Source organism: Streptococcus oralis (assembly GCF_019929345.1).
Classification (GTDB): Bacteria; Bacillota; Bacilli; order Lactobacillales; family Streptococcaceae; genus Streptococcus.
Map to the genome: position 1 here is coordinate 52,683 of NZ_JAHZPJ010000007.1, position 18,997 is coordinate 71,679.

The following is an 18,997-nucleotide window of genomic DNA, read 5'->3' on the forward strand; positions in this document are numbered from 1 at the left end:
CCTCCTTTAAATCTCAACATCTGACAAACTAAACCAGAATGGTTGAGTTTATTATACAAAAAAAGTAGACAATTGTCTACTGAAAATTCTAAAATATATCCTCAAACTTAGCAGAATCAATCTCTGATCTTCTAGCAAGAATCTTTTCCTTAATTATGGATATCAATTCATTCGGAGATTTATTTGCTAACGAATCATACATTATAAATATCAAAAATTCATCTGATATCAAACCATCTGAAAAATCAAATCTATTATATTCATCATAGTTCGTTTGAAAGTCCTTACGTAAAAATTCTTCTGAGATTAAACGTTCTGATATATCACTCCTAGCAAATTCATCGATTAACTTTAAAATATTATTTCCGACGTTAATCTTATACATCTGATCTAGATTATATAATCGTTCAAACCAATACTTTAGTCTTAGATATTGATTCTCATCTTGTATTTCAGATTCATCAAAAGATGTTAAATGAACATTTACCACGATATCCCCCCTAGATGCATATATATAACATTTTATATACTTTGCTAAAGAAACTCCATGAAAATACGCATTAAAAACACCTGTCGATTCATCTTTACCATATCCATGACGTTTTCGCTTATTACAAGTCCAGCAAGTTGTAACAAGATTACAGGGAGTTATAGCAAATTGAGGAAATTTAGACTTTGGTAAAACATGATCTAAATTTTTATCATTAAATCCCCACCGCTTATCACAAATAGGACATCTATCTGGAGTCAGAGAATATAGTCTATCCTTATAACCATGACTATCCTTCATACAATAATTGAAAATACCTTCCATTTGTTTAACAGTTATACCATATGCATCGTCCATCTCTTCCATAGTATACAATTGATGTCTATTGTCAAGATAGATTCCCTCATACAACTCTAGCTGTGCTTTCCACCCTGCTGAATCTACTTGTGTGAAAACATCCTTGATGTTCTGATCTTCCTTATTTGAAGAATCAGTGATTGCAGTATCACATACATCAGAAACTTTAAAATCCGGTTCGTCAATCTTCTTCATTTGTTTTTAATTCCTTCGATAGCCGTAATATAATTCTTGCTTCACTGCCCAAAGCGGCTTCAAAACTATCTGAAATTTGTTCTTCATCTATTTTATCTTGTAATACTTTATAGAAACCTGTATTTCTTAAGTCAGTACCAAAAATAGTATCATTAATAAAGCTAACACTTTCTCCATAAGTTTTACTTGATAGTTTCACTATACTACCCCTATGTCTATCAAAATCATATTTTAACTTCCTGATATTTGTATTAGGTATTTCCTGAAGTACGATTGCAGAGTGGGTTGCTAATAAACAAACACCATTTCCTTCCTCAACAATTTCTTCTACTGCCCTAATATACGCCTTTAAAAGTGGAGGGTGTAAGAATAGTTCAGGTTCGTCAATAATTACAAGTGTTTTTTCAAAGACCTTAATAATCAAATTCAATAAACTCAGTAAAACTATTTTTTGACCAGAACTTAATTCATTAATTATTTCTTCTGATAAATTTCTCTCTTCAATCAATGGAAGAATTCGAATAAACAAAGGATCAAAGGAAAATTTATCTATAATTTTTTTAGTTCTACTTTCATTTTTGGGGGTTGTTGCCTCCGTAAAAAGTGTTTTTATTTCCTTAGTAATATAATCCTCTAAACTAGTCGTCTTATTGAAATCGATTCCAATGAATTTATAATTTTCGCTATCTTTCTTTATAATTCCAGTATCAAAAGGACTATATGAAATTAATACAATTGACTCAAATTGATTTATATTAGAAGTAATATTATTAAATAAATCACTATTTTTTTTAATATAAAGATCAATCAAATTTTTTATAAAATAGGTTTTCCCAGCTCCATTATTCCCTACAATTGCATATAAAGTATCTGGAAAATATTCTAATGAATGTGGATTCTTGCTAAATTCTAAAACATTGTTTCCATTTTTATCGACAATACTAATTTGATATTCATCGATATATTTTCCACCCATACTCAATCTATGCAACTGATTTCTGATTTCACTTAAAGAAACACTACGTAAAAAAGAATGCTTCAATAAATAATAGTCCTCTATAGGATGATAAATTGAATCATGCTTAATTGACTCATCTAGTCTATTTAAATCATAAGCAATATCCCCCATTTTTTTGAAATACTCATCTTTTTCAGGTGAGGATAGAAAATTATTTAAAAATTCATAATACTCTTTATCTCCAAGTGAAATCAGATTATATCCTTCATCTTGAACAAGAATCGATTGTAAGTCTATTTCCTTTTCATGCTGGTAAGGAATGAATGATATTTTAAGACTACCAAAATCGTAAATTTCACCTTCAATTTTTGCTGTCAATGCATACAATGTTCTATAGCCATAATCGTTCCAATGATCAAAAGCATAATAAATACCATCTCCTAGAGAACTAAAATCCTTATCAGTTAGAGGAAAATCTTTCTTCCATGTCTTACGTATAAAAGGATATTTTTCAAAAAAATCTATCATATTTTTAACCTCATAGCTTGTCGAAGCTTCACTTAAAGCAAGTCACCTTTTTTAAAGGCTTTCTTACGTTCTTCCATAAACTCAATCAACTCTTTCTTAAAAATTTTCTTCTCCTCATCAGTCATACCTTTTGAATTCATACGAAAAAGCAACTCAATATTATCTAACTCTTTTTCTTTATTTTCTGAATTTCCAACTAAGTAATCCACAGTCACATTCAGAATCTGTGCGATTTTAACTAGATTTTCTTGTGTTGGCTTTTTGATTCCACGTTCCCATGAAGCATAAGCAGGTTGCGAAATTCCTAGTTTTTCAGCAACTTCAACTTGAGTTAAATGTGCTTGTTTTCTTAGATTTTTTAGACGTTTCGAAAATTCCATTATGTTCCTCTTAAAATTTTTAAAGAATTTTTCAAAAATCTATTGACAATTATAACCATTGGTTATATAATATAAATATAGCTGATAGTTATAGTGGTCATAAAAATAATAATGCTTAACATTCAGCATCACGATCTTTGAAAATTAAATAAAAAGTGCGTCTGACAACCAGAGGACTGATTGCCAAAACTACACTAAACTTCGTACCTTTATTGTAAACGTTTTGGAATGAAAAGTCAAGTCTGTTTGATGGTTGAAGTGAAGATTTAAAACATTTTTTGTGGACTTCCACGCATTTCGGACTTTCGCACTTTTCCGAATAGTAAAGTGAACTGGCTTCGCCAAAAGGCGTAAGAGAATCTTAAGGGTATGACAATGACTACCTGATAAGATTGGCTGGGAAAGCGATGGTAATTGATGCAAAGCACCTTGCTAAACGTTGCCACCGTGAAGGAGGAATCCTTCAACCAAATAATTTTTCTCTACTGCTGTCTATCTAATTTACTAGATAGATTTACTCTAGCTACTAAGTCCATTTTCCTAGTAGCTTTTTACTTTTATAATAAAGGAGAACACTATGTCTAACTTTTTTCGCACAACAATGTGAACGAATTTATAAAAACTACATTTTCACCTATGATATCTTTTCCTCATCGGAACAACTCCAGGGGCAACTCTATCATCAAGCCCAAAAGGATTTAGATAAACTATCCAATCAATCACTGCTTACGGGCTTTACTCATGGTGAAGTACAATTTTATACAAGAATGTTTAAACGAAAACTTTTTACTCATTACTACTCAAGAGTGAAGCAACTAGCTTAACTCTTTTTATTTTACACTCAGAAAGGAAACTCTTATGATCCCAGAAACACTTGTCATGCTACCAGAATTTATTGGCACTGCTTACTACGAAAAATTGGGAAATGCCCCACGCTATGTCTTCGGAAAAGAAGGCAAATATCAACGCCACGTGCTAAACAATGAACAACACGGAGCCTTCCACGTAATCACACCTGCTTCAGCTACCGTCTTTCCAGAAGATGCTTTGGTTGAAGTGGTTAATCCCATTTTTCTCGCAGATACTTCCCTAAACGGAAATTCTGTTGCCCCAGCACTTAATGTATTTGCTGAAAAATTGGTTTTGAAAAAATAAAAAAGAATAGGAGAAAACATACATGGCTAAAATTGGATTAAACTACGGAGAAAAACTTCAAATTGCAGATAAAACGTATCGAGTTATTTCAGAAGGTCTAAACATCCCTCAAGTCTTTGGAAAATTGACTTTCCGAGGAATTGAGGGAACAGATACCATCTATGAAATTGACCGTTCCCAACGCAATCCTGACGGATCCTACGTTCAAGTTAATACGGGGGAAATTCGGGGTGTTGTGGTAGGGATTCATTCTTCAGTCCAACATGAAACTCTCTTTTTCACCATTGCCGATATGGCAGAGTCTGAAATCGAAGACTTGGGACTTAAGTACCGTGAAGAAGTGGAGCTAGAAGACATTGTCGTAACCCATACTCACGTTAACCGAAATGATATCTATAAGCTCTTTGCTTCTAAGATTAAGAAAAAAGGTGCAAGTCCTAAAGACTCTAAACCTGTAGAAAACAAGAAAGAAAACTAGGAGGTGACACATGAAACTCTTTACCTACCGTGGACAAAGAGTTCAACTCTATCATCGACATATCAAGGCAATCACTTGGTTTATCTTGTGGTCGCCTTTTTTATTTGCCTTAGCTTACTACGGCTATCAACATCACTTGGAACTACAAGCCCAACCCTTTCCCAAAACCTACTACTTAGTTGCCTTTGCCTTACTATCCGCTCTTATCTCTCAAATCCTGAATTGGATTTGCTACGAGAAACTACTCGCTTTTCAAAAACTCAATAACTTGCGAATTCTCTCTCGTTTTCTCTTAGAAAACAATCTCTACCTAGTCAAGAAAGTCAAACGAGAGAAAAGGATGATAGAGAAAATCAGGCTTCCTCAAGTCTATCTCAAACAATCTCGTTATGGTTTGGAAGTCAGTTTTATCCTAGAAGGCAATAAGTTTCAAGATCGATTTCTCAATCTTGGGGCAACCCTTGAAATCATGTTTAATGGTGACTTTCGAAATAAAACCTTTGATAAACGTTTTATTAAGTACGATATCGCCATCAATCGGATTGATAGCCGTATTAGAATCGACCAAGTAGTGGTTGACGGTTCAAAACTCCAACTCATGAAAGATGTTGTTTGGGACTTTATCGAAGAACCACATTTGTTAATTGGTGGAGGCACAGGAGGAGGGAAGACGATTCTTCTCATGTCTATCATCTATGCTCTTGCTAAGGTTGGTTTTATTGATATTTGTGATCCGAAAAACTCAGATCTAGCTGGTTTGAAAAAAATCCCTGTCTTTCATGATCGAGTCTTTACCAGTAAGGAAGATATTATCCAGTGCTTTAGGGAAAATGTGGAGTTCATGGAGAAACGCTATGAACTCATGTCTACCTCTCCTAAGTTTCAAGCTGGGAAGAACTTTACGTATTACGGGATGAAGCCTAAATTCATTCTGGTAGATGAATGGGCAGCCCTCATCGCTAAAATCGATCGGGATTATAGCCTACAAGCAGAAGTCACCGAATACCTTACCCAACTAGTCCTAGAAGGTCGTCAAGCTGGAGTTTATGTGATTTTTGCCATGCAACGTCCTGACGGGGAATTTGTCAAAACTGCTCTTAGGGATAACTTTATGAAGCGTCTCTCAGTCGGTCATTTAGAATCAACAGGCTATGACATGATGTTTGGAGATGCCAATAAAACCAAAGAGTTCAAAAAACTGGATGAAATCAATGGCGTTAAGGTCAAGGGACGGGGTTACATTGCAAACAACGGAGACTTGGCTGGGGAGTTTTTCTCACCTTATGTACCATTGAATCAAGGCTTTTCTTTCTATGAAGCCTACTCGCAAATTCCCATTTTAGAATTTGAAGGAGAAGAGTTTTCTGTCTTTAAAGACTATGACTCACTAGTCCCAACAAAAGAATTAATAGAAGAGGTAGAACAGTTAGAAAACCATATCAACCAACGACCACTAAAGGATTTTGCAGAAGAGCAGGAACTAAAAGTCGCAACACTTCGAAAGATTATCTATCTCTTAGAAGAACAAGGAATTAATTTTGACCGTTCTGACTCAGCTATTTTGGTGACTCCTCTTCAAGAAGAACTCCTTCTGGAAACTCTGATTCACTTTGAAGAAGGCGGACGAAGATCTTATGCTAAAGCTGTACAAATGGCTCTTAGTCATCAGGAACTAGGACAAGGGCAAGGGCAAGCCTGACGGCAAGTCAGGCGCAGACCGTAGCCCGAAGTTCCTAGTTCTTGATGATGAAACCCCCGATTTCTAATAGGGGGGTTACATTTGGCAAAATGGCAAAGTCCAACCCTCCTCATTCCTTGTGGGCGTAAGGATTGCGGATTTTAGAAAGTGTGTCACTTTGGCAAAAAAAGTGTGTCACTCATAAAAAAGGAGGTGTCCCCATGAATGGATAAAATCAGCCCATTCAATCTTAAGAAATTTCGTCAAGAAACAGGCATGAGCCAAAAACAATTTGCAGAAGCGGTTGACCTACCCACTAGAACCTATCGCTCCTACGAAGCTGGCGAAAGAGGATTGAGCATTGAAAAGTTCCGTGACCTAAAAGCCAAACTAGGCTTTCATAGAGAGCATGAAAAACAAAGTTTGCGTGCTCGGATTGACTACTTGCGAATCTCTTTTCCTGCTCTACGTGACTTAGAGTCTTTCTGTGAAAACTTTCTCTTCTGTCATCTGAGCGAATTTAGCGCTCAAGAAACACGGCTCATGAACTACACCCATCTTTGGCAACGAGGTAATATTTGGATTTTTGATTTCTTTGATAAAGCAGAAACCAAAGACTACCAATCCTGTCTTCAACTATCAGGACAAGGGTGCCGTGAGTTGGAAGTACTCCTAGAATACAGGGGAATCACTTGGCAGGCCTTCCTTCAGAATCTCTTCTATGCTTATGAAGATTGCCGAATTAAGAGGTTAGATATTGCTCTGGATGAGCTCTACAAAGGATTTGGAAAAGAAGATCAGCAGATTCATATCCCTAAGTTAATTGAGAAGCTCTACGCTAAGGAAATAGTTCTTAATACCTTTCGGAAGTGGAATGTAACAGGGGGTGGCTCATTTATTGATAATGAGGATATGGAAGCCAATCACGGTTTATCTCTCTACTTTGGCTCAAGGCAAAGCCAACTCTACTTTAACTTTTACGAGAAACGCTATGAACTAGCCCGTCAAGAAAATATCTCCTTGGAAGAATCCTTGGAGATTTTTGGTATTTGGAATCGCTACGAACTTCGCTTTTCAGACCAGAAAGCACACGGAGCTATCGAGGAATACATCAACGGTGTAGACCTTGGGGAAATCGCTCGTGGAGTTATCAATCATGAAATGCAAGTCTATGATGGAATCAATCAATTTGGAGCTTATAAGCCTGACCAGAAATGGCAACAACTTTTTGGTGGGGTAGAACCCTTGAAACTCTCAACCAGTCCTCAACCCTACTCTATTGAACGAACCATTCGCTGGCTGACCTATCAAGTAGCAAACTCTCTTGCTTTAGTTTCAGAAGCTGATCGTATCATGCAGACCGAATACATGAAGATGATACAAAATAGCGGGGAAATTACAGATCGTGGGAAGGCAATGTTAAAACTACTCAAAGCTAGTAAACATTATGAACATTAGAAAGGAAAACAACCAATGGAATACAAAGTTGAGATTAATTCACTAGAAAACTTTAAAGCTTGGTCAGGCGGATTAACAACTCTAAACACTGTTCGTGAACGTGGAGGATTGGATACCCTCACCATTATTTGTGAGGATATCTTCTGTGGGGATACCCCAACGGAAACTCAAATCAATGATTGGCTCTGGTTTGATTCTGATTTTATCTTCCAAGCACTTGGCTATGATGTTCTTCTAGAGGCTTCTTAAATTGCTTAAGAAAATCTATCAAGCAGACTTCTTTCTCTTACCTGACAAAGAGTTTTGGCATTTCTACATTCTTTTAAGAAAGGGAAAGGAATTCTACTATGAATGTGCTGGAAGATGCACCGAAAAAGAACCAAATTCTAAAGGCCTCTATAGCTACGAACATGCTTGTTTCACGTTAGAAGGACAAGTTCTTTCCCTCAATCAAAAGATGCGTCCCTCACTTATTGCTTACATCCAACAAACCATCAAGCAAAATCAAGAACAATTTAGAAAGGAAATCGAAATGGCAACAAAAATAACCTTCACCCGACAAGTAGAACAAGTCGCTAATGAATTAGGTGAATCTCTCAAAAAGAAAGATTATAAAGATTCATGGACAAAAGCAGGTGAATTAAATAGCTTGCTGAAAAAAGAAGAAGCAAAGACTTTAGCTCCCCAATTACTGGAACAACTCCAATACGAGCTAAAAGGCTATTACTTTATCAATTCAGAAATGGAAAAACTTAATAAACGATTCTATGCAAAAGGAACCAAACTTATTGAGTTAGCCCAAGTGTAACAGGAGGAACTATGGACAATTTAAAATCCTATCTCTTAAAAGTGAAGCAATTTCTAGAACAATTTAAAAAATTTGAACAGAAAAAGAAACCTCCAAAACTTAAAATCCTTACCAAAAAACAAGTTAATCTTGCCGTAGTTGGCGGGATCTGTTTCCTTCTCCTAATCGGGCTCATGGGCTCCATTCGAGCTATCACTCTGTCAAATCAGGTTTCAAGTCTAAAAACAAGCATTGAAAACTTTGAAAAGGAAAAATCAGACACTTCTTCAACTACTAGGCAATATGACTACCGTCTACAATACTATCTAAACGATTTTGTTTATGCTTACTTTACCCTCTCACAAGAAAATAATAAGCAAACCGAACAAATTAATCATCTAAATTCCTTTTATGGTGCCCTTCCTGACACCAAGTCACAAGGGCAAGTCCGAAACCCTAGCGAGGTGATTTATTCGCAACTCGTCACTGTAACAGATAAAGTGGCAACCTACCGTGTCAAATACAAGGAATGGATCAAAAAGGACAACAACACCGAGAAAAAGGAAATCACAACAGGATTTAATATTCCTTTTGAGGAAGTTAATGGTAAATATCGTATCGCTGGTCTACCTTGGTTTTCAAGTCTTGACTCCTCACAAGCAACTCCATCTTCAAAAGACGAGCAATTGACCCTGTCAGCAACCGATCGTCTATCTGAGGATGAACATAAGAAAGTAGACAAGTTTTTAACTATCTTTTTCACCAACTACACTACAAATCAAGACAATCTGAATTTGATTGCTAAAGGTGTTTCTGTAGTCGCAAATACTACCTTTAAAAGTATTGACTACACCTATCTAAAAGAAGATGGGGAAAAACTTATCGCAACTGTTCAAGTTACTTTTGAAGTAGGGGCTTCGACTCATTCAGAGAATTTCACTCTCACGCTAACTCAAAATAACGGAACTTACTTTGTAGATGAGTTAGCACACACCATTCCTCTTAACTACGCAAAACAAGAAAAATAAAGGAGAACAATATGAACACAGAAAATCTACGAGCCTTCCTACAAGGAGACGCTGTTTGGGTACTAGGAGCAATTGCCGTCCTACTTGCAGTTAAAGCTTGGCGCAACAGCTCCTGGATCCAACTATTTTCAGTAGTTTGTTTTTATGCTGTCATTGTCTCACTCACAAAAGGACAAGACATTCTAAAAGCATTTGGCTGGTTCCTTCGTCTCTTTGGGATTGAAACAGGACTCTAACTATGAAAGATGAAAAACTGTATGATTACGCCAAGGGGCTTAACGCCCCTTATTGGATTCAAGAGATAAAAACTAAAAAAGGCACTCGCATTTGGTACTTTGCTACACCCGTGCAACTGTCTTTTTTTATAGTCTTTATCTTCATCTTTGTAACCATGCTCTTAGCTGGTGGTTTTATTCTTGTACCTCTAGCTAAAGCCACTCACTCGATTTCGTTAATTCTCTACTGGTTTATCCCTTATAAGCTAGCAAAATTTTATACAGAATACGAACCACATGGAAAGAAAATGCATCTCTTTTTAGCAGATTATCTAATCTACTGTTGGGATTTTAAACTCAATAAAAAAGCAATCTACCATGAAGATCGTATTGAACCAGTTGAAGAAATTGTATTCGAAAAAACAAACCTCTAGAAAGGAGGACCTATGTCTCTAACACTAACTTATCCCATCCTACAAACTCATGACAATCTTGTCTTGAAACGGGATCGGTCAGTAATGGCCTACTACCGTATTCCAAATACCCCAATCACCATCACAGATGACGAACGAAAAAATAAGCACAAATTAACCGTCGCTCAAATGATGAAGAAACTTCAAAAAAATCAATATTTTGAGGTTTCCCTCATTCCTAAGGACTATCTTTTAGAGGAAAAATTAAAGGACTTCTCAGAAGCGCTAGCGGATGATAGTAGAGAGCTTGGTGAAGAACTCCTCCTCTACACCGTTGACCATTTAACAAATGAAATGGAAATCCCTTATCAATTTGATTGGGTGATTGGAGTTAACCTAAGAAAACAAAATCATGGGCAAACAATCAAAGAATTAGCCCTTGAAAGCCTAACTGATTTTTCCGAAAAAATCGCTCAGGGATTTGGCTACGAATATGAACTCGCCAAAAACTGGTATGAGGACTACCGTGCAGATGAGTTTACCATTTACCAAGCCCTCGCTCCCTTACGAGCAAAAGCCTTATCGGATGAGGAATTGTTCTACTACCAACGGATGCAATATCTCCGCTATATTCCCCACTACAAAAAGGAAGTCCTCGCCAATCGTTCCCAATTTAACATCACGGATACTCTAATCAAAGTCACCAAGGGTGGCTTTTTAAAACTAGAAAGTCCTTATGGTTCTTCTTTTGTAACCATTCTTCCTGTTGGAAAATTTCCCATTCAGTTTAACAGCTTTCATCTAGGAGAATTTGTCCAACGGCTTAACTTCCCAGTTGAATTGCGTATTAAGGCAGAATTTATTGATAACAATAAAATTAAAGGGAAAATGGGACGGTCCAATACCCGCTATCGCAATATTATGGAAGAGGCAGAAAATACTGATACTGTCCAACAAGATGAAATCATCATGGGGTCACTTTCTCTGAAAGACTTAATGAAGAAGGTAGGAAATAAGGAAAATATCATCGAATACGGAGCTTATCTTATTGTCTCTGCTTCCAGCATTGGACAACTACGCCAACGTAGACAAGTAGTTCTCAATTACTTTGATGATATGGGCGTTGAAATCAGCGAAGCTAGCCAAGATGCACCCTATCTTTTTCAAGCTCTCCTCTATGGTCAGCATCTTCAAAAGAAAACGAGAACTTGGACTCATATGGTAACTCCTCGTGGTTTCTCAGAACTGATGCCCTTTACCAATAGCTCTTCAGGAAATCGGATTGGCTGGTATATCGGACGAGTAGACAACTGGACAGGGCGTTGGGATTCGATTGAAAAAGCTATCGAATCCTCCAAAAACATTGTTCTATATAATGCCACTGTTGGAAACAAAGAGGATATCGCTGGTAAAATCACTAAAAACCCACACATCATCATCACAGGTGCTACTGGACAAGGAAAATCCTTCTTGGCTCAGATTATTTTCTTGAGCGTTGCCCTGCAAAATGTCAAAACCCTCTACATTGACCCGAAACGAGAACTCAGAAATCACTACCAACAAGTGATTCACTCGCCAGAATTTGCAAGGCTCTACCCTGAACGTAAGAAACAGATTGACGCATTTAACTTTGTTACTCTTGATAGCTCACTATCTTCTAACCATGGGGTTTTGGATCCTATCGTCGTTCTTGAGAAAGAACAAGCAGTCGAAGTCGCAAAAAATATGTTGGAATTTCTCCTGCAAGCCGTAGATGATGTTACCATGGATCAAAAGACAGCCATTACAGAGGCTATAAACATCATTGCAGAGAAAAGAGAGCAAGGTCAAGCTGTTGGATTTAAACAGGTCTTAGAACGCTTGAAAATGGATGAAAAGGACGACATTGCTTCTGTTGGACGTTATCTAACTTCTATTGTCACGAATTCCATCTTGGAACTTGCCTTTTCAGATGGAACCACTCAAGGACTCAACTATGATTCCAGAGTAACAATTCTAGAAGTTAACAACCTTAAGCTCCCTAAGGATAATTCCACAAAGATTTCCGATCACGAAAGAAATTCTATTGCTCTCATGTTTGCGCTTGGTGCCTTTTGTACCCATTTTGGAGAGCGCAATGAAAATGAGGATACCATCGAATTTTTCGATGAAGCATGGATTCTGATGAAATCCGCAGAAGGAAAAGCCGTTATAAAAAACATGAGACGTATTGGGCGTTCAAAAAACAATACCCTTGCACTCATTACTCAGTCTGTACATGATGCTGAAAATGATGATGACACGACGGGTTTTGGAACCATATTTGCCTTTTACGAAAAGTCAGAAAGAGAAGATATTCTTCGTCACGTTAACCTAGAAGTCAACGAACAAAACCTAGAATGGATTGATAACATGATTTCAGGGCAATGCCTCTACTATGACGTCTATGGCAACCTCAACATGATTTCTATTCACAATCTTTTTGAAGATATTGATATGCTACTAAAACCTATGAAAGCAACAGTTTCTTCAAGTCTTGAAAATAAATACGCTAGTTAGGAGGTGAAACCATGCAAGAAGCTTTTGAGAAATTAAAAGGCGTTGATATTTTCTCGCTCAAGTCCTATATGGAGCCAACTGGGTTCGGTTCCTTTAACGGTGCATGGGTAATGATTAATGAAATCTTCGTCAATTTTTTCTTTTTCCTGCTCAATGCCATTGTCGGTTTCTTCTCTCTTCTTATTCGTATCTTAGAACAAGTAGATCTCTACTCCGCCTACAAGACCTATGTCTTTAACGGTGCAAGTTCTATCTGGGAGGGATTCACGGCTTCAACCACTAACGGAGTTGGAAAAGATTCCCTCATTTCAATGTCCTTACTTATTCTTGGGATTTATTTATTTTATCAATACTTCTTTTCTAAAGGGAGTTTCTCAAGAACGGTTCTTCATGTCTGTTTAGTAATTCTCTTAGGATTTAGCTACTTTGGAACAATCGCTGGAACTTCAGGTGGACTTTATCTGCTTGATACCATCCACAATGTTTCAAAAGATGTCTCCTCAAAAATTTCCAAAATCGAAGTCAACTATGATAAAAATAAGTCAATCAAAATTGGCGATTCAATGGCTGATAGCTATATTGCTGAAACTTCTTATAAAGCTTATCTCTTTGTGAACACTGGTCAAGAAAACGGCAAATACAAGAATAGTCAGGATGGAAAAGAAGAAGAATTTGATAATAGTAAAGTATTAGGTACTTCTGAATCAAACGGAAACTTTACAGCAGTAAAAGCGAAAGAACGCTCTGACTATCTAGATAAAATCGGAAATGGTGCTAATGAAGATGGCGAAAAGAACCGCTGGGTTTCTGCAATGCCTGACTTCATCTTCATTCGTATGTTTTATATCATCTTTAAAATTGTAGAAGCCATTGTTTTAGCTATCCCAGTTATATTGATTCAAATTCTAAATATCCTTGCTCAAGTTCTAGTTCTCATGATGATTTTACTATTCCCAATTGCTCTTCTTGTTTCTTTTATTCCTCGGATGCAGGATTTGATTTTTGGGGTTCTTAAAGTCATGTTTTCAGGCTTAGCCTTTCCAGCTATTACTAGCCTCTTAACACTATTCATCTTTTACATTGAGCAATTAGTTGAAAACTTAGTAACGTCTGGCTTTGATGGTGTTTTGAAGACTCTCCCTTCTCTTCTGCTTTTTGGACTCGTCTTTAAACTCTTAGTTTCTGTTGCTTCTAAAGCTATGATCTTTTCCCTCCTTTGGAAATACAAGGCAGAAATTATTCAGTTTATTCTTGGTTCTAAAGCTCGTATGGTAGCAAATGATATTGGAAACAAGGTCACGCAAACGGTTAGCCAAACAAAGGAATTAGCTTCACAAGTACCAACTAGAGCACTTTCATCTGCACAAGGATTAGGAAATTTTGTCCTTTCAAGCGCTGGATATGGAGCTGGTGCGGTCATGAATGCAAGAAGCCAATTCCAACAAGTTGAATCATTCTTTACTAGCAAGCAGCCAGATGAGGATAAACTTTTACCACCCATAGAAACAGAGCAAGCCCAAGAAGATGGGGCTAAATTACATCCTAGGGTTCAGCATAGCACGACGCAACAAGAATCAACACCTTCATCTAACTTTGAACCAGTATTACAACCAAACAATGATAAAGTCAACCCAGAAGAAGAATTTGAAACTCTCAAAGAAGAATGGATTTCTCCTATCAAGCAATACCGGATCAATCGTATAGAGGCAAAACTAGAAGATTACAAAGACCCTCAATCCATGTTTAAAGCGCAAGGTTCAAACGCCTTTACCCGTGCATACAGAAAAACTATGACAAGGGATGATAAAATCAAGGACAATATTGAACGCAGAAACAGACTAACCGAAAGACTAAACCAATTACGAGGAGAAGCAAATGAACACAAAAATTCGTTCTAGAATAGCATTCCCAAGAGTTCTAGAAGATACGCTCTATCAAGCCTATCAAGAAGGAAAACGCTCAGTCGATTTCCTTCTTTTATTTCCAGTAAAGGATACTGAAAGAGAAATGATTATCTCCCAAGTAAAAGCCCATGCAATTGTCTTAGATGCCAAATGGCGCTTTGGAACAGTACTCTTTACTGCCTATATTCGCTATTAAGAAGAGGAGGGTTTATGAAAAAAATCAAATGGTTTCTCATCCTTGGTCTCCTCCCTCTGCTCATGCCGATTCTTGTTATTCTCATTCTTACCTCTGCCATGGCTGGCGGTTCCATTGGGGGAAATTCCAGCAATCAAAATGGAGTTACCTATTCTGAACACTGGTCAAACGGGGACGCTTACACCCATAATTTATTGGTTCATCGCTACGGAATCAAGGCTTCACAATTAGATGGTTTCTTAAAAACTCTAGGAATCAACTATGATTCAAGTCGCATCAATGGGACAAAATTGCTAGAGTGGGAAGCCAAGTCAAATCTGGATGTTAGAGCGATACTTGCGATTGCATTGAATGAAAGTTCACTAGGAACTGCTGGGGTTGCGACAAATCCAGGATCCAATATGTTTGGATATGGAGCTTTTGACTCTAATCCTGAAAATGCCAATAACTTCAATGATGAGGTTGCCGTAGTCGCTCTTACCCAACAAACTATCATTGGTAATAAAAATCAAACCTTCAAAATCCAAGACGACAAGGCAAAGAAGTTAGCTTCTGGCACTTTGAATACCGCCGTTGATGGAGGAGTCTACTTTACAGACACTTCTGGTTCAGGAAAAAGAAGAGCGGAAACTATGCAAAAACTGGATACTTACATTGATGAAAACGGAGGAACTCCAAAAGCACCTAAACCAACTACAGGCAAAACAAGAGACGGTGGCGGTGTTACTTCAAGCGATATTCCAGAAGGCTACAGTCTTACCCAAGCTATTGATACTACTAACTATATCGCAAGTTCTTATCCATGGGGACAATGTACTTGGTTTGTCTATAACCGTGGAAAAGAAGTTGGTGTCAGCTTTGACCCTTATATGGGGAATGGTAATCAATGGATGGAAAAACCAGGTTATACAACTACAAATACACCAACCGAACACTCTGCCTTATCCTTCTCATCGAGTCAAGCTGGCGCAGACCCAGTATATGGACACGTAGCCTTTGTGGAACAAGTCAAATCAGATGGTTCCATTTTAATCTCTGAAAGTAACTATAAGGGGCTTGGAATCGTTTCTTATAGAACTTTTGATGCAGAGACAGCAAAACAATTTACTTATGTAATTGGAAAATAGAAAGGAGAAGAATATGGATACACTTCAACAAGTTAAACTGGACAAAATTGAAAATCTATTGCAACTACTAGTGAATCTTCTTGATAAGAAGGCAGAAATAAATCAATTAGAAATCATGACACAAAAAGAGGTTCTCAAAGAACTTAGTATTTCTCCAAACACACTAAAAAGCTGGGAGCGAAAAGGACTACCTCGTCTGGAACCTCCAATAGAAGGAACTCGCACAGTATATTATAAACGTGATGATATTCTAAAATTTTTGACTAATTAGAATATAATCCAAATAATCTCTATATTTGAGTTTATTCTTCTAAAATATGCTAAAATAAAATCATCTTTTAAAAAATGAAGGTCTTATTTTAGCCTTTTAAATTAACAAATCAAAGAGGCTATATGAGTAAAGAAATTATACGACACAATAATAAAAGGGTAACTAAGGTCACCAAAAAAAACGGAGATATCAGTTATTCAATAAAAGGTGTTTACATTGGGACTGATGTCAAAACTGGAAAAAGAATCACAAAAACAATCACTGCTAAAACATTGAAAAGCCTCGATAGAAAAATTATTGAAACTAAAATTCAATTTGAAAAATCTGGCTCAACAATAAAAGAAACAATCTCAATTGACAACTTTGAAAATCTAGCTGAGGTATGGTTTTCAAATTTCAAAACTTGGGTATCATCACAAAATACTATTAATCGAGTGCGTGGCTATCTTGATACCTACATTATTCCTCAGTTTGGAGATTACAAACCTGATCAAATTGAGCCTGCTGATGTTCAACTTTGGGTAAACAAGCTAGCTAGAAGAGCAAAAAAATCAGTTGATTCTGGTGTGAAACGAGCAAAAAAGGGTAGTGCAAAGGACTTTGGAGCCATTGCTCATAAGGTTAGTGATATTTTTGATTTTGGAATTACGAATTGTGGATTAGCTAACAATCCTGCTAAAACAATCAAAATTCCACCCAAACCTAAGGCTAATAAACAGCGTGTTATGGTACTTCACGATGACGATTTAAAACAATGGTTGTCCTATCTTGAAACCTTACCAAATACAAGAGCAAATAGGCGGTTCAAAGTTATTTGCAATGCACTTTTAGCATCAGCACTACGCATTAATGAACTGCTTGCATTAGAAATCACTGATTTAGATTTTGACACAAATGAAATAATAGTAAATAAAACTCTTATGTGGAAAAGCGCAAATCGGAAACTCGGTATAAAAGGACAAATGATATGCAAACCAACACCTAAAACAGATGCTGGAAATCGCAAAGTTGCAGTTCCATCTTCTATTATTGAAGAACTTAAAAATTTCCATGAAGAAATGGAAAGATACTTTAAAAAACATGATCTATCTAGTTCTACACTCATCTTCCCAACAATTTATGGAAATTATATGTGTGATAGGAATGAAAGAGCAACACTAAAAAAACGTTTATCAGCTTTAGGACTACCAGACTATGGTTTTCATCTCTTCCGACATACACATGCTTCAATGATGTTAAATTCAGGTGCTAATTGGAAAGAGTTACAACACAGGATGGGGCATAAGTCAATTACTACTACGATGGATACTTACGCAGAGTTAGCGCCTAAGAAAAAATTTGAAGCTGTTGAAATTTTCCAAAATAAACTAGAGGAACTAAAAACTTAATTTCATCACTACCTTTTTCACTACCTTTTTTCCATAAATAGTCTTAAAGTCTGGTATAATAAGCTTCACAGGCGTAATATTATATTTTTACAGAGGTTAAATAATATAACATACAGAAAGCCTATGAAATCAACATTTCAAGGGCTTTTTTAATTTTATCAAATTGAAAACAGTATTTTTCATCATTTATTATAACTATTGATTTGACAATATAAGGTAGATATCATATACTAAAGATAAATAAGTAGACAGCGTATACTTTTAGGGGGGATAAATGAAACGCAATACTGCCCAGTTAAAAGAACAGCTCATTCAAATAGGGATTGAGGAGATAGGAAAGCACGGAATTGAACAGCTCTCGCTCAGGACTGTTGCTAAGGCTTGTGGTGTGACTCACGGTAGCCCTTACCGCCATTTTGAGAGCAAGGAAGGCTACCTCAAGGTGGTTTTGACCCAGCTTTCGCTGTTTCTCAATCAGGAAATCAATCAAAGCATTGATGCGACAACTTCTGCGCGTGAGCAACTGACCCAGCTTGGACTTAATTTCATTATTTTTGCCAAGACTTACCCTCATTTTTTCGAAGCTCTCTTTATCAAATTCCCTTTTAAATATATGAAGGTGACGCAGAACACCATTCTCTTGGAGTCTGACTTGCCTGGATTTGATAAATTTAAGGAGCTTGTTTTAAAGCTTCGCAAGGAGGAAAATTTTAGCAATAGCGAAGCAGAAAGCCTTTTTCACTTTTGGAGCTTTATCACAGGTCTAGCCGTTCTGACCAACAGTCCTATCGGACAAGACCTAGATCCTCAAGCTATCCAAAGCACGATCGAGCACATGCTTGACATTTATATCAAAGGAGAACGATCATGAAAATCTTGATTATTTATACTCACCCCAGCTCAACTGGCTTCAATGCTGCTATTCTCCAAGAGGTTCAAAGCAATCTTTCTAAAAAGCACGAGGTGAAAACCTTGGACTTGTATGCTGAAAATTTTGATCCTATCTTGCGCTTTGACCAAGAACATAGGCGCCGTGACCTGTACAAAGACCCCGAAATGGCCAGCTACCGAGATTTGATTACTTGGGCAGACCATCTGATTTTCATTTTCCCGATCTGGTGGAGCGGTATGCCTGCTATTCTCAAAGGCTTTATTGATCGTGTCTTTGTGGCTGATTTCGCCTACTCTTATAAGAAAATCGGCATGCAAGGCCATCTGCAAGGCAAGTCCGGTTGGATTATCGTCAGCCATAATACTCCAGGTTTTGCCCTGCCTTTTGTCCAAGATTACGGTAAGGTACTTAAAAATCAAGTCCTGAAACTTTGTGGTATTAGTCCAGTCAAACTGACAGAGCTCAACGGAGTAGAACAAAAAACAGACCAACAACGACAAGAAATACTCAAGAAAATCGGACAACTGGCCGGTCAAATTTAAGATAAAGAAAACAGACGCT

At 37.0% G+C, this 18,997-nt stretch carries 20 protein-coding genes; 17 read left to right on the forward strand and 3 right to left on the reverse strand.

Translation table 11 applies throughout. The features are described from left to right. Positions 1–88: 88 nt before the first annotated feature. The 3 genes from K1I97_RS06010 to K1I97_RS06020 are packed head-to-tail and all read right to left on the reverse strand — an operon-like array spanning position 89 to position 2,908. Positions 89–1,042, reverse strand: coding sequence for an HNH endonuclease (locus K1I97_RS06010; protein WP_000717713.1), 954 nt, complete (start codon positions 1,040–1,042; stop codon positions 89–91). Then, positions 1,029–2,528, reverse strand: coding sequence for an AAA family ATPase (locus K1I97_RS06015; protein WP_023917066.1), 1,500 nt, complete (start codon positions 2,526–2,528; stop codon positions 1,029–1,031). The genes K1I97_RS06010 and K1I97_RS06015 overlap by 14 nt, the downstream gene beginning before the upstream one ends. 32 nt (positions 2,529–2,560) lie before the next feature. Further along, positions 2,561–2,908 carry a helix-turn-helix domain-containing protein gene (locus K1I97_RS06020; RefSeq protein ID WP_000395989.1) on the reverse strand — a complete coding sequence of 116 codons (348 nt, stop codon included), beginning with the start codon at positions 2,906–2,908 and terminating at the stop codon, positions 2,561–2,563. Positions 2,909–3,766: 858 nt separating this feature from the next. Between K1I97_RS06020 and K1I97_RS06025 the strand changes: the two genes are divergently transcribed. The 17 genes from K1I97_RS06025 (at position 3,767) to K1I97_RS06105 (ending at position 18,978) form a co-directional block, all read left to right on the forward strand. Continuing rightward, a complete protein-coding gene (locus K1I97_RS06025) occupies positions 3,767–4,063 on the forward strand; it encodes a hypothetical protein (RefSeq protein ID WP_000611955.1) in 297 nt (98 codons plus the stop codon). Positions 4,064–4,085: 22 nt separating this feature from the next. Continuing rightward, on the forward strand, positions 4,086–4,541 hold the full coding sequence (locus K1I97_RS06030; protein ID WP_001062571.1) for a hypothetical protein: 456 nt from the start codon (positions 4,086–4,088) through the stop codon (positions 4,539–4,541). Positions 4,542–4,551: 10 nt separating this feature from the next. Then, positions 4,552–6,240, forward strand: coding sequence for an FtsK/SpoIIIE domain-containing protein (locus K1I97_RS06035; protein ID WP_000765653.1), 1,689 nt, complete (start codon positions 4,552–4,554; stop codon positions 6,238–6,240). A 204-nt stretch (positions 6,241–6,444) separates the two neighbouring features. Continuing rightward, complete coding sequence (locus tag K1I97_RS06040; protein WP_000357955.1) at positions 6,445–7,677, forward strand: replication initiation factor domain-containing protein; 1,233 nt, start codon at positions 6,445–6,447, stop codon at positions 7,675–7,677. A gap of 15 nt (positions 7,678–7,692) precedes the next feature. Continuing rightward, positions 7,693–7,926 carry a hypothetical protein gene (locus K1I97_RS06045; RefSeq protein WP_223331866.1) on the forward strand — a complete coding sequence of 78 codons (234 nt, stop codon included), beginning with the start codon at positions 7,693–7,695 and terminating at the stop codon, positions 7,924–7,926. Between the two features lies 1 nt (position 7,927). Next, positions 7,928–8,485, forward strand: a complete 558-nt coding sequence (locus tag K1I97_RS06050) for a hypothetical protein (protein WP_000913999.1) — start codon at positions 7,928–7,930, stop codon at positions 8,483–8,485. Between the two features lie 11 nt (positions 8,486–8,496). After that, entirely contained in the window at positions 8,497–9,492 is a 996-nt protein-coding gene (locus K1I97_RS06055) for a conjugal transfer protein (RefSeq protein ID WP_000369352.1), read from the forward strand. A gap of 11 nt (positions 9,493–9,503) precedes the next feature. Beyond that, a complete protein-coding gene (locus K1I97_RS06060) occupies positions 9,504–9,728 on the forward strand; it encodes a TcpD family membrane protein (RefSeq protein WP_001091060.1) in 225 nt (74 codons plus the stop codon). 2 nt (positions 9,729–9,730) lie between these two features. Next, the gene (locus K1I97_RS06065; protein ID WP_000650967.1) at positions 9,731–10,141 is read left to right on the forward strand and encodes a conjugal transfer protein; all 411 of its coding nucleotides are present in this window, start codon (positions 9,731–9,733) and stop codon (positions 10,139–10,141) included. A 12-nt stretch (positions 10,142–10,153) separates the two neighbouring features. Then, entirely contained in the window at positions 10,154–12,658 is a 2,505-nt protein-coding gene (locus tag K1I97_RS06070; protein ID WP_000059962.1) for an ATP-binding protein, read from the forward strand. An 11-nt stretch (positions 12,659–12,669) separates the two neighbouring features. Continuing rightward, entirely contained in the window at positions 12,670–14,556 is a 1,887-nt protein-coding gene (locus K1I97_RS06075; protein WP_001154552.1) for a hypothetical protein, read from the forward strand. After that, positions 14,534–14,758, forward strand: a complete 225-nt coding sequence (locus tag K1I97_RS06080) for a hypothetical protein (RefSeq protein ID WP_001092960.1) — start codon at positions 14,534–14,536, stop codon at positions 14,756–14,758. Before K1I97_RS06075 ends, K1I97_RS06080 begins: the two co-directional genes overlap by 23 nt. A 14-nt stretch (positions 14,759–14,772) precedes the next feature. Continuing rightward, positions 14,773–15,885, forward strand: coding sequence for a CHAP domain-containing protein (locus tag K1I97_RS06085; RefSeq protein WP_000721541.1), 1,113 nt, complete (start codon positions 14,773–14,775; stop codon positions 15,883–15,885). Between the two features lie 13 nt (positions 15,886–15,898). After that, on the forward strand, positions 15,899–16,156 hold the full coding sequence (locus K1I97_RS06090; RefSeq protein WP_000380366.1) for a helix-turn-helix transcriptional regulator: 258 nt from the start codon (positions 15,899–15,901) through the stop codon (positions 16,154–16,156). A 122-nt stretch (positions 16,157–16,278) separates the two neighbouring features. Continuing rightward, on the forward strand, positions 16,279–17,544 hold the full coding sequence (locus tag K1I97_RS06095; RefSeq protein ID WP_000031528.1) for a tyrosine-type recombinase/integrase: 1,266 nt from the start codon (positions 16,279–16,281) through the stop codon (positions 17,542–17,544). 274 nt (positions 17,545–17,818) lie between these two features. Next, positions 17,819–18,415, forward strand: coding sequence for a TetR/AcrR family transcriptional regulator (locus K1I97_RS06100; protein WP_223331865.1), 597 nt, complete (start codon positions 17,819–17,821; stop codon positions 18,413–18,415). Beyond that, a complete protein-coding gene (locus tag K1I97_RS06105) occupies positions 18,412–18,978 on the forward strand; it encodes an NAD(P)H-dependent oxidoreductase (RefSeq protein WP_223331864.1) in 567 nt (188 codons plus the stop codon). Before K1I97_RS06100 ends, K1I97_RS06105 begins: the two co-directional genes overlap by 4 nt. Positions 18,979–18,997: the final 19 nt, after the last annotated feature.

Coding starts and splice junctions, on each gene's coding strand:
- K1I97_RS06015 (WP_023917066.1), bottom strand. CDS start 2,528: ATGATAGATTTTTTTGAAAAATATCCTTTTATACGTAAGACATGGAAG.
- K1I97_RS06060 (WP_001091060.1), top strand. CDS start 9,504: ATGAACACAGAAAATCTACGAGCCTTCCTACAAGGAGACGCTGTTTGG.
- K1I97_RS06100 (WP_223331865.1), top strand. CDS start 17,819: ATGAAACGCAATACTGCCCAGTTAAAAGAACAGCTCATTCAAATAGGG.
- K1I97_RS06070 (WP_000059962.1), top strand. CDS start 10,154: ATGTCTCTAACACTAACTTATCCCATCCTACAAACTCATGACAATCTT.
- K1I97_RS06080 (WP_001092960.1), top strand. CDS start 14,534: ATGAACACAAAAATTCGTTCTAGAATAGCATTCCCAAGAGTTCTAGAA.
- K1I97_RS06055 (WP_000369352.1), top strand. CDS start 8,497: ATGGACAATTTAAAATCCTATCTCTTAAAAGTGAAGCAATTTCTAGAA.
- K1I97_RS06045 (WP_223331866.1), top strand. CDS start 7,693: ATGGAATACAAAGTTGAGATTAATTCACTAGAAAACTTTAAAGCTTGG.
- K1I97_RS06030 (WP_001062571.1), top strand. CDS start 4,086: ATGGCTAAAATTGGATTAAACTACGGAGAAAAACTTCAAATTGCAGAT.
- K1I97_RS06065 (WP_000650967.1), top strand. CDS start 9,731: ATGAAAGATGAAAAACTGTATGATTACGCCAAGGGGCTTAACGCCCCT.
- K1I97_RS06035 (WP_000765653.1), top strand. CDS start 4,552: ATGAAACTCTTTACCTACCGTGGACAAAGAGTTCAACTCTATCATCGA.
- K1I97_RS06040 (WP_000357955.1), top strand. CDS start 6,445: ATGGATAAAATCAGCCCATTCAATCTTAAGAAATTTCGTCAAGAAACA.
- K1I97_RS06105 (WP_223331864.1), top strand. CDS start 18,412: ATGAAAATCTTGATTATTTATACTCACCCCAGCTCAACTGGCTTCAAT.
- K1I97_RS06020 (WP_000395989.1), bottom strand. CDS start 2,908: ATGGAATTTTCGAAACGTCTAAAAAATCTAAGAAAACAAGCACATTTA.
- K1I97_RS06010 (WP_000717713.1), bottom strand. CDS start 1,042: ATGAAGAAGATTGACGAACCGGATTTTAAAGTTTCTGATGTATGTGAT.
- K1I97_RS06075 (WP_001154552.1), top strand. CDS start 12,670: ATGCAAGAAGCTTTTGAGAAATTAAAAGGCGTTGATATTTTCTCGCTC.
- K1I97_RS06085 (WP_000721541.1), top strand. CDS start 14,773: ATGAAAAAAATCAAATGGTTTCTCATCCTTGGTCTCCTCCCTCTGCTC.
- K1I97_RS06090 (WP_000380366.1), top strand. CDS start 15,899: ATGGATACACTTCAACAAGTTAAACTGGACAAAATTGAAAATCTATTG.
- K1I97_RS06025 (WP_000611955.1), top strand. CDS start 3,767: ATGATCCCAGAAACACTTGTCATGCTACCAGAATTTATTGGCACTGCT.
- K1I97_RS06095 (WP_000031528.1), top strand. CDS start 16,279: ATGAGTAAAGAAATTATACGACACAATAATAAAAGGGTAACTAAGGTC.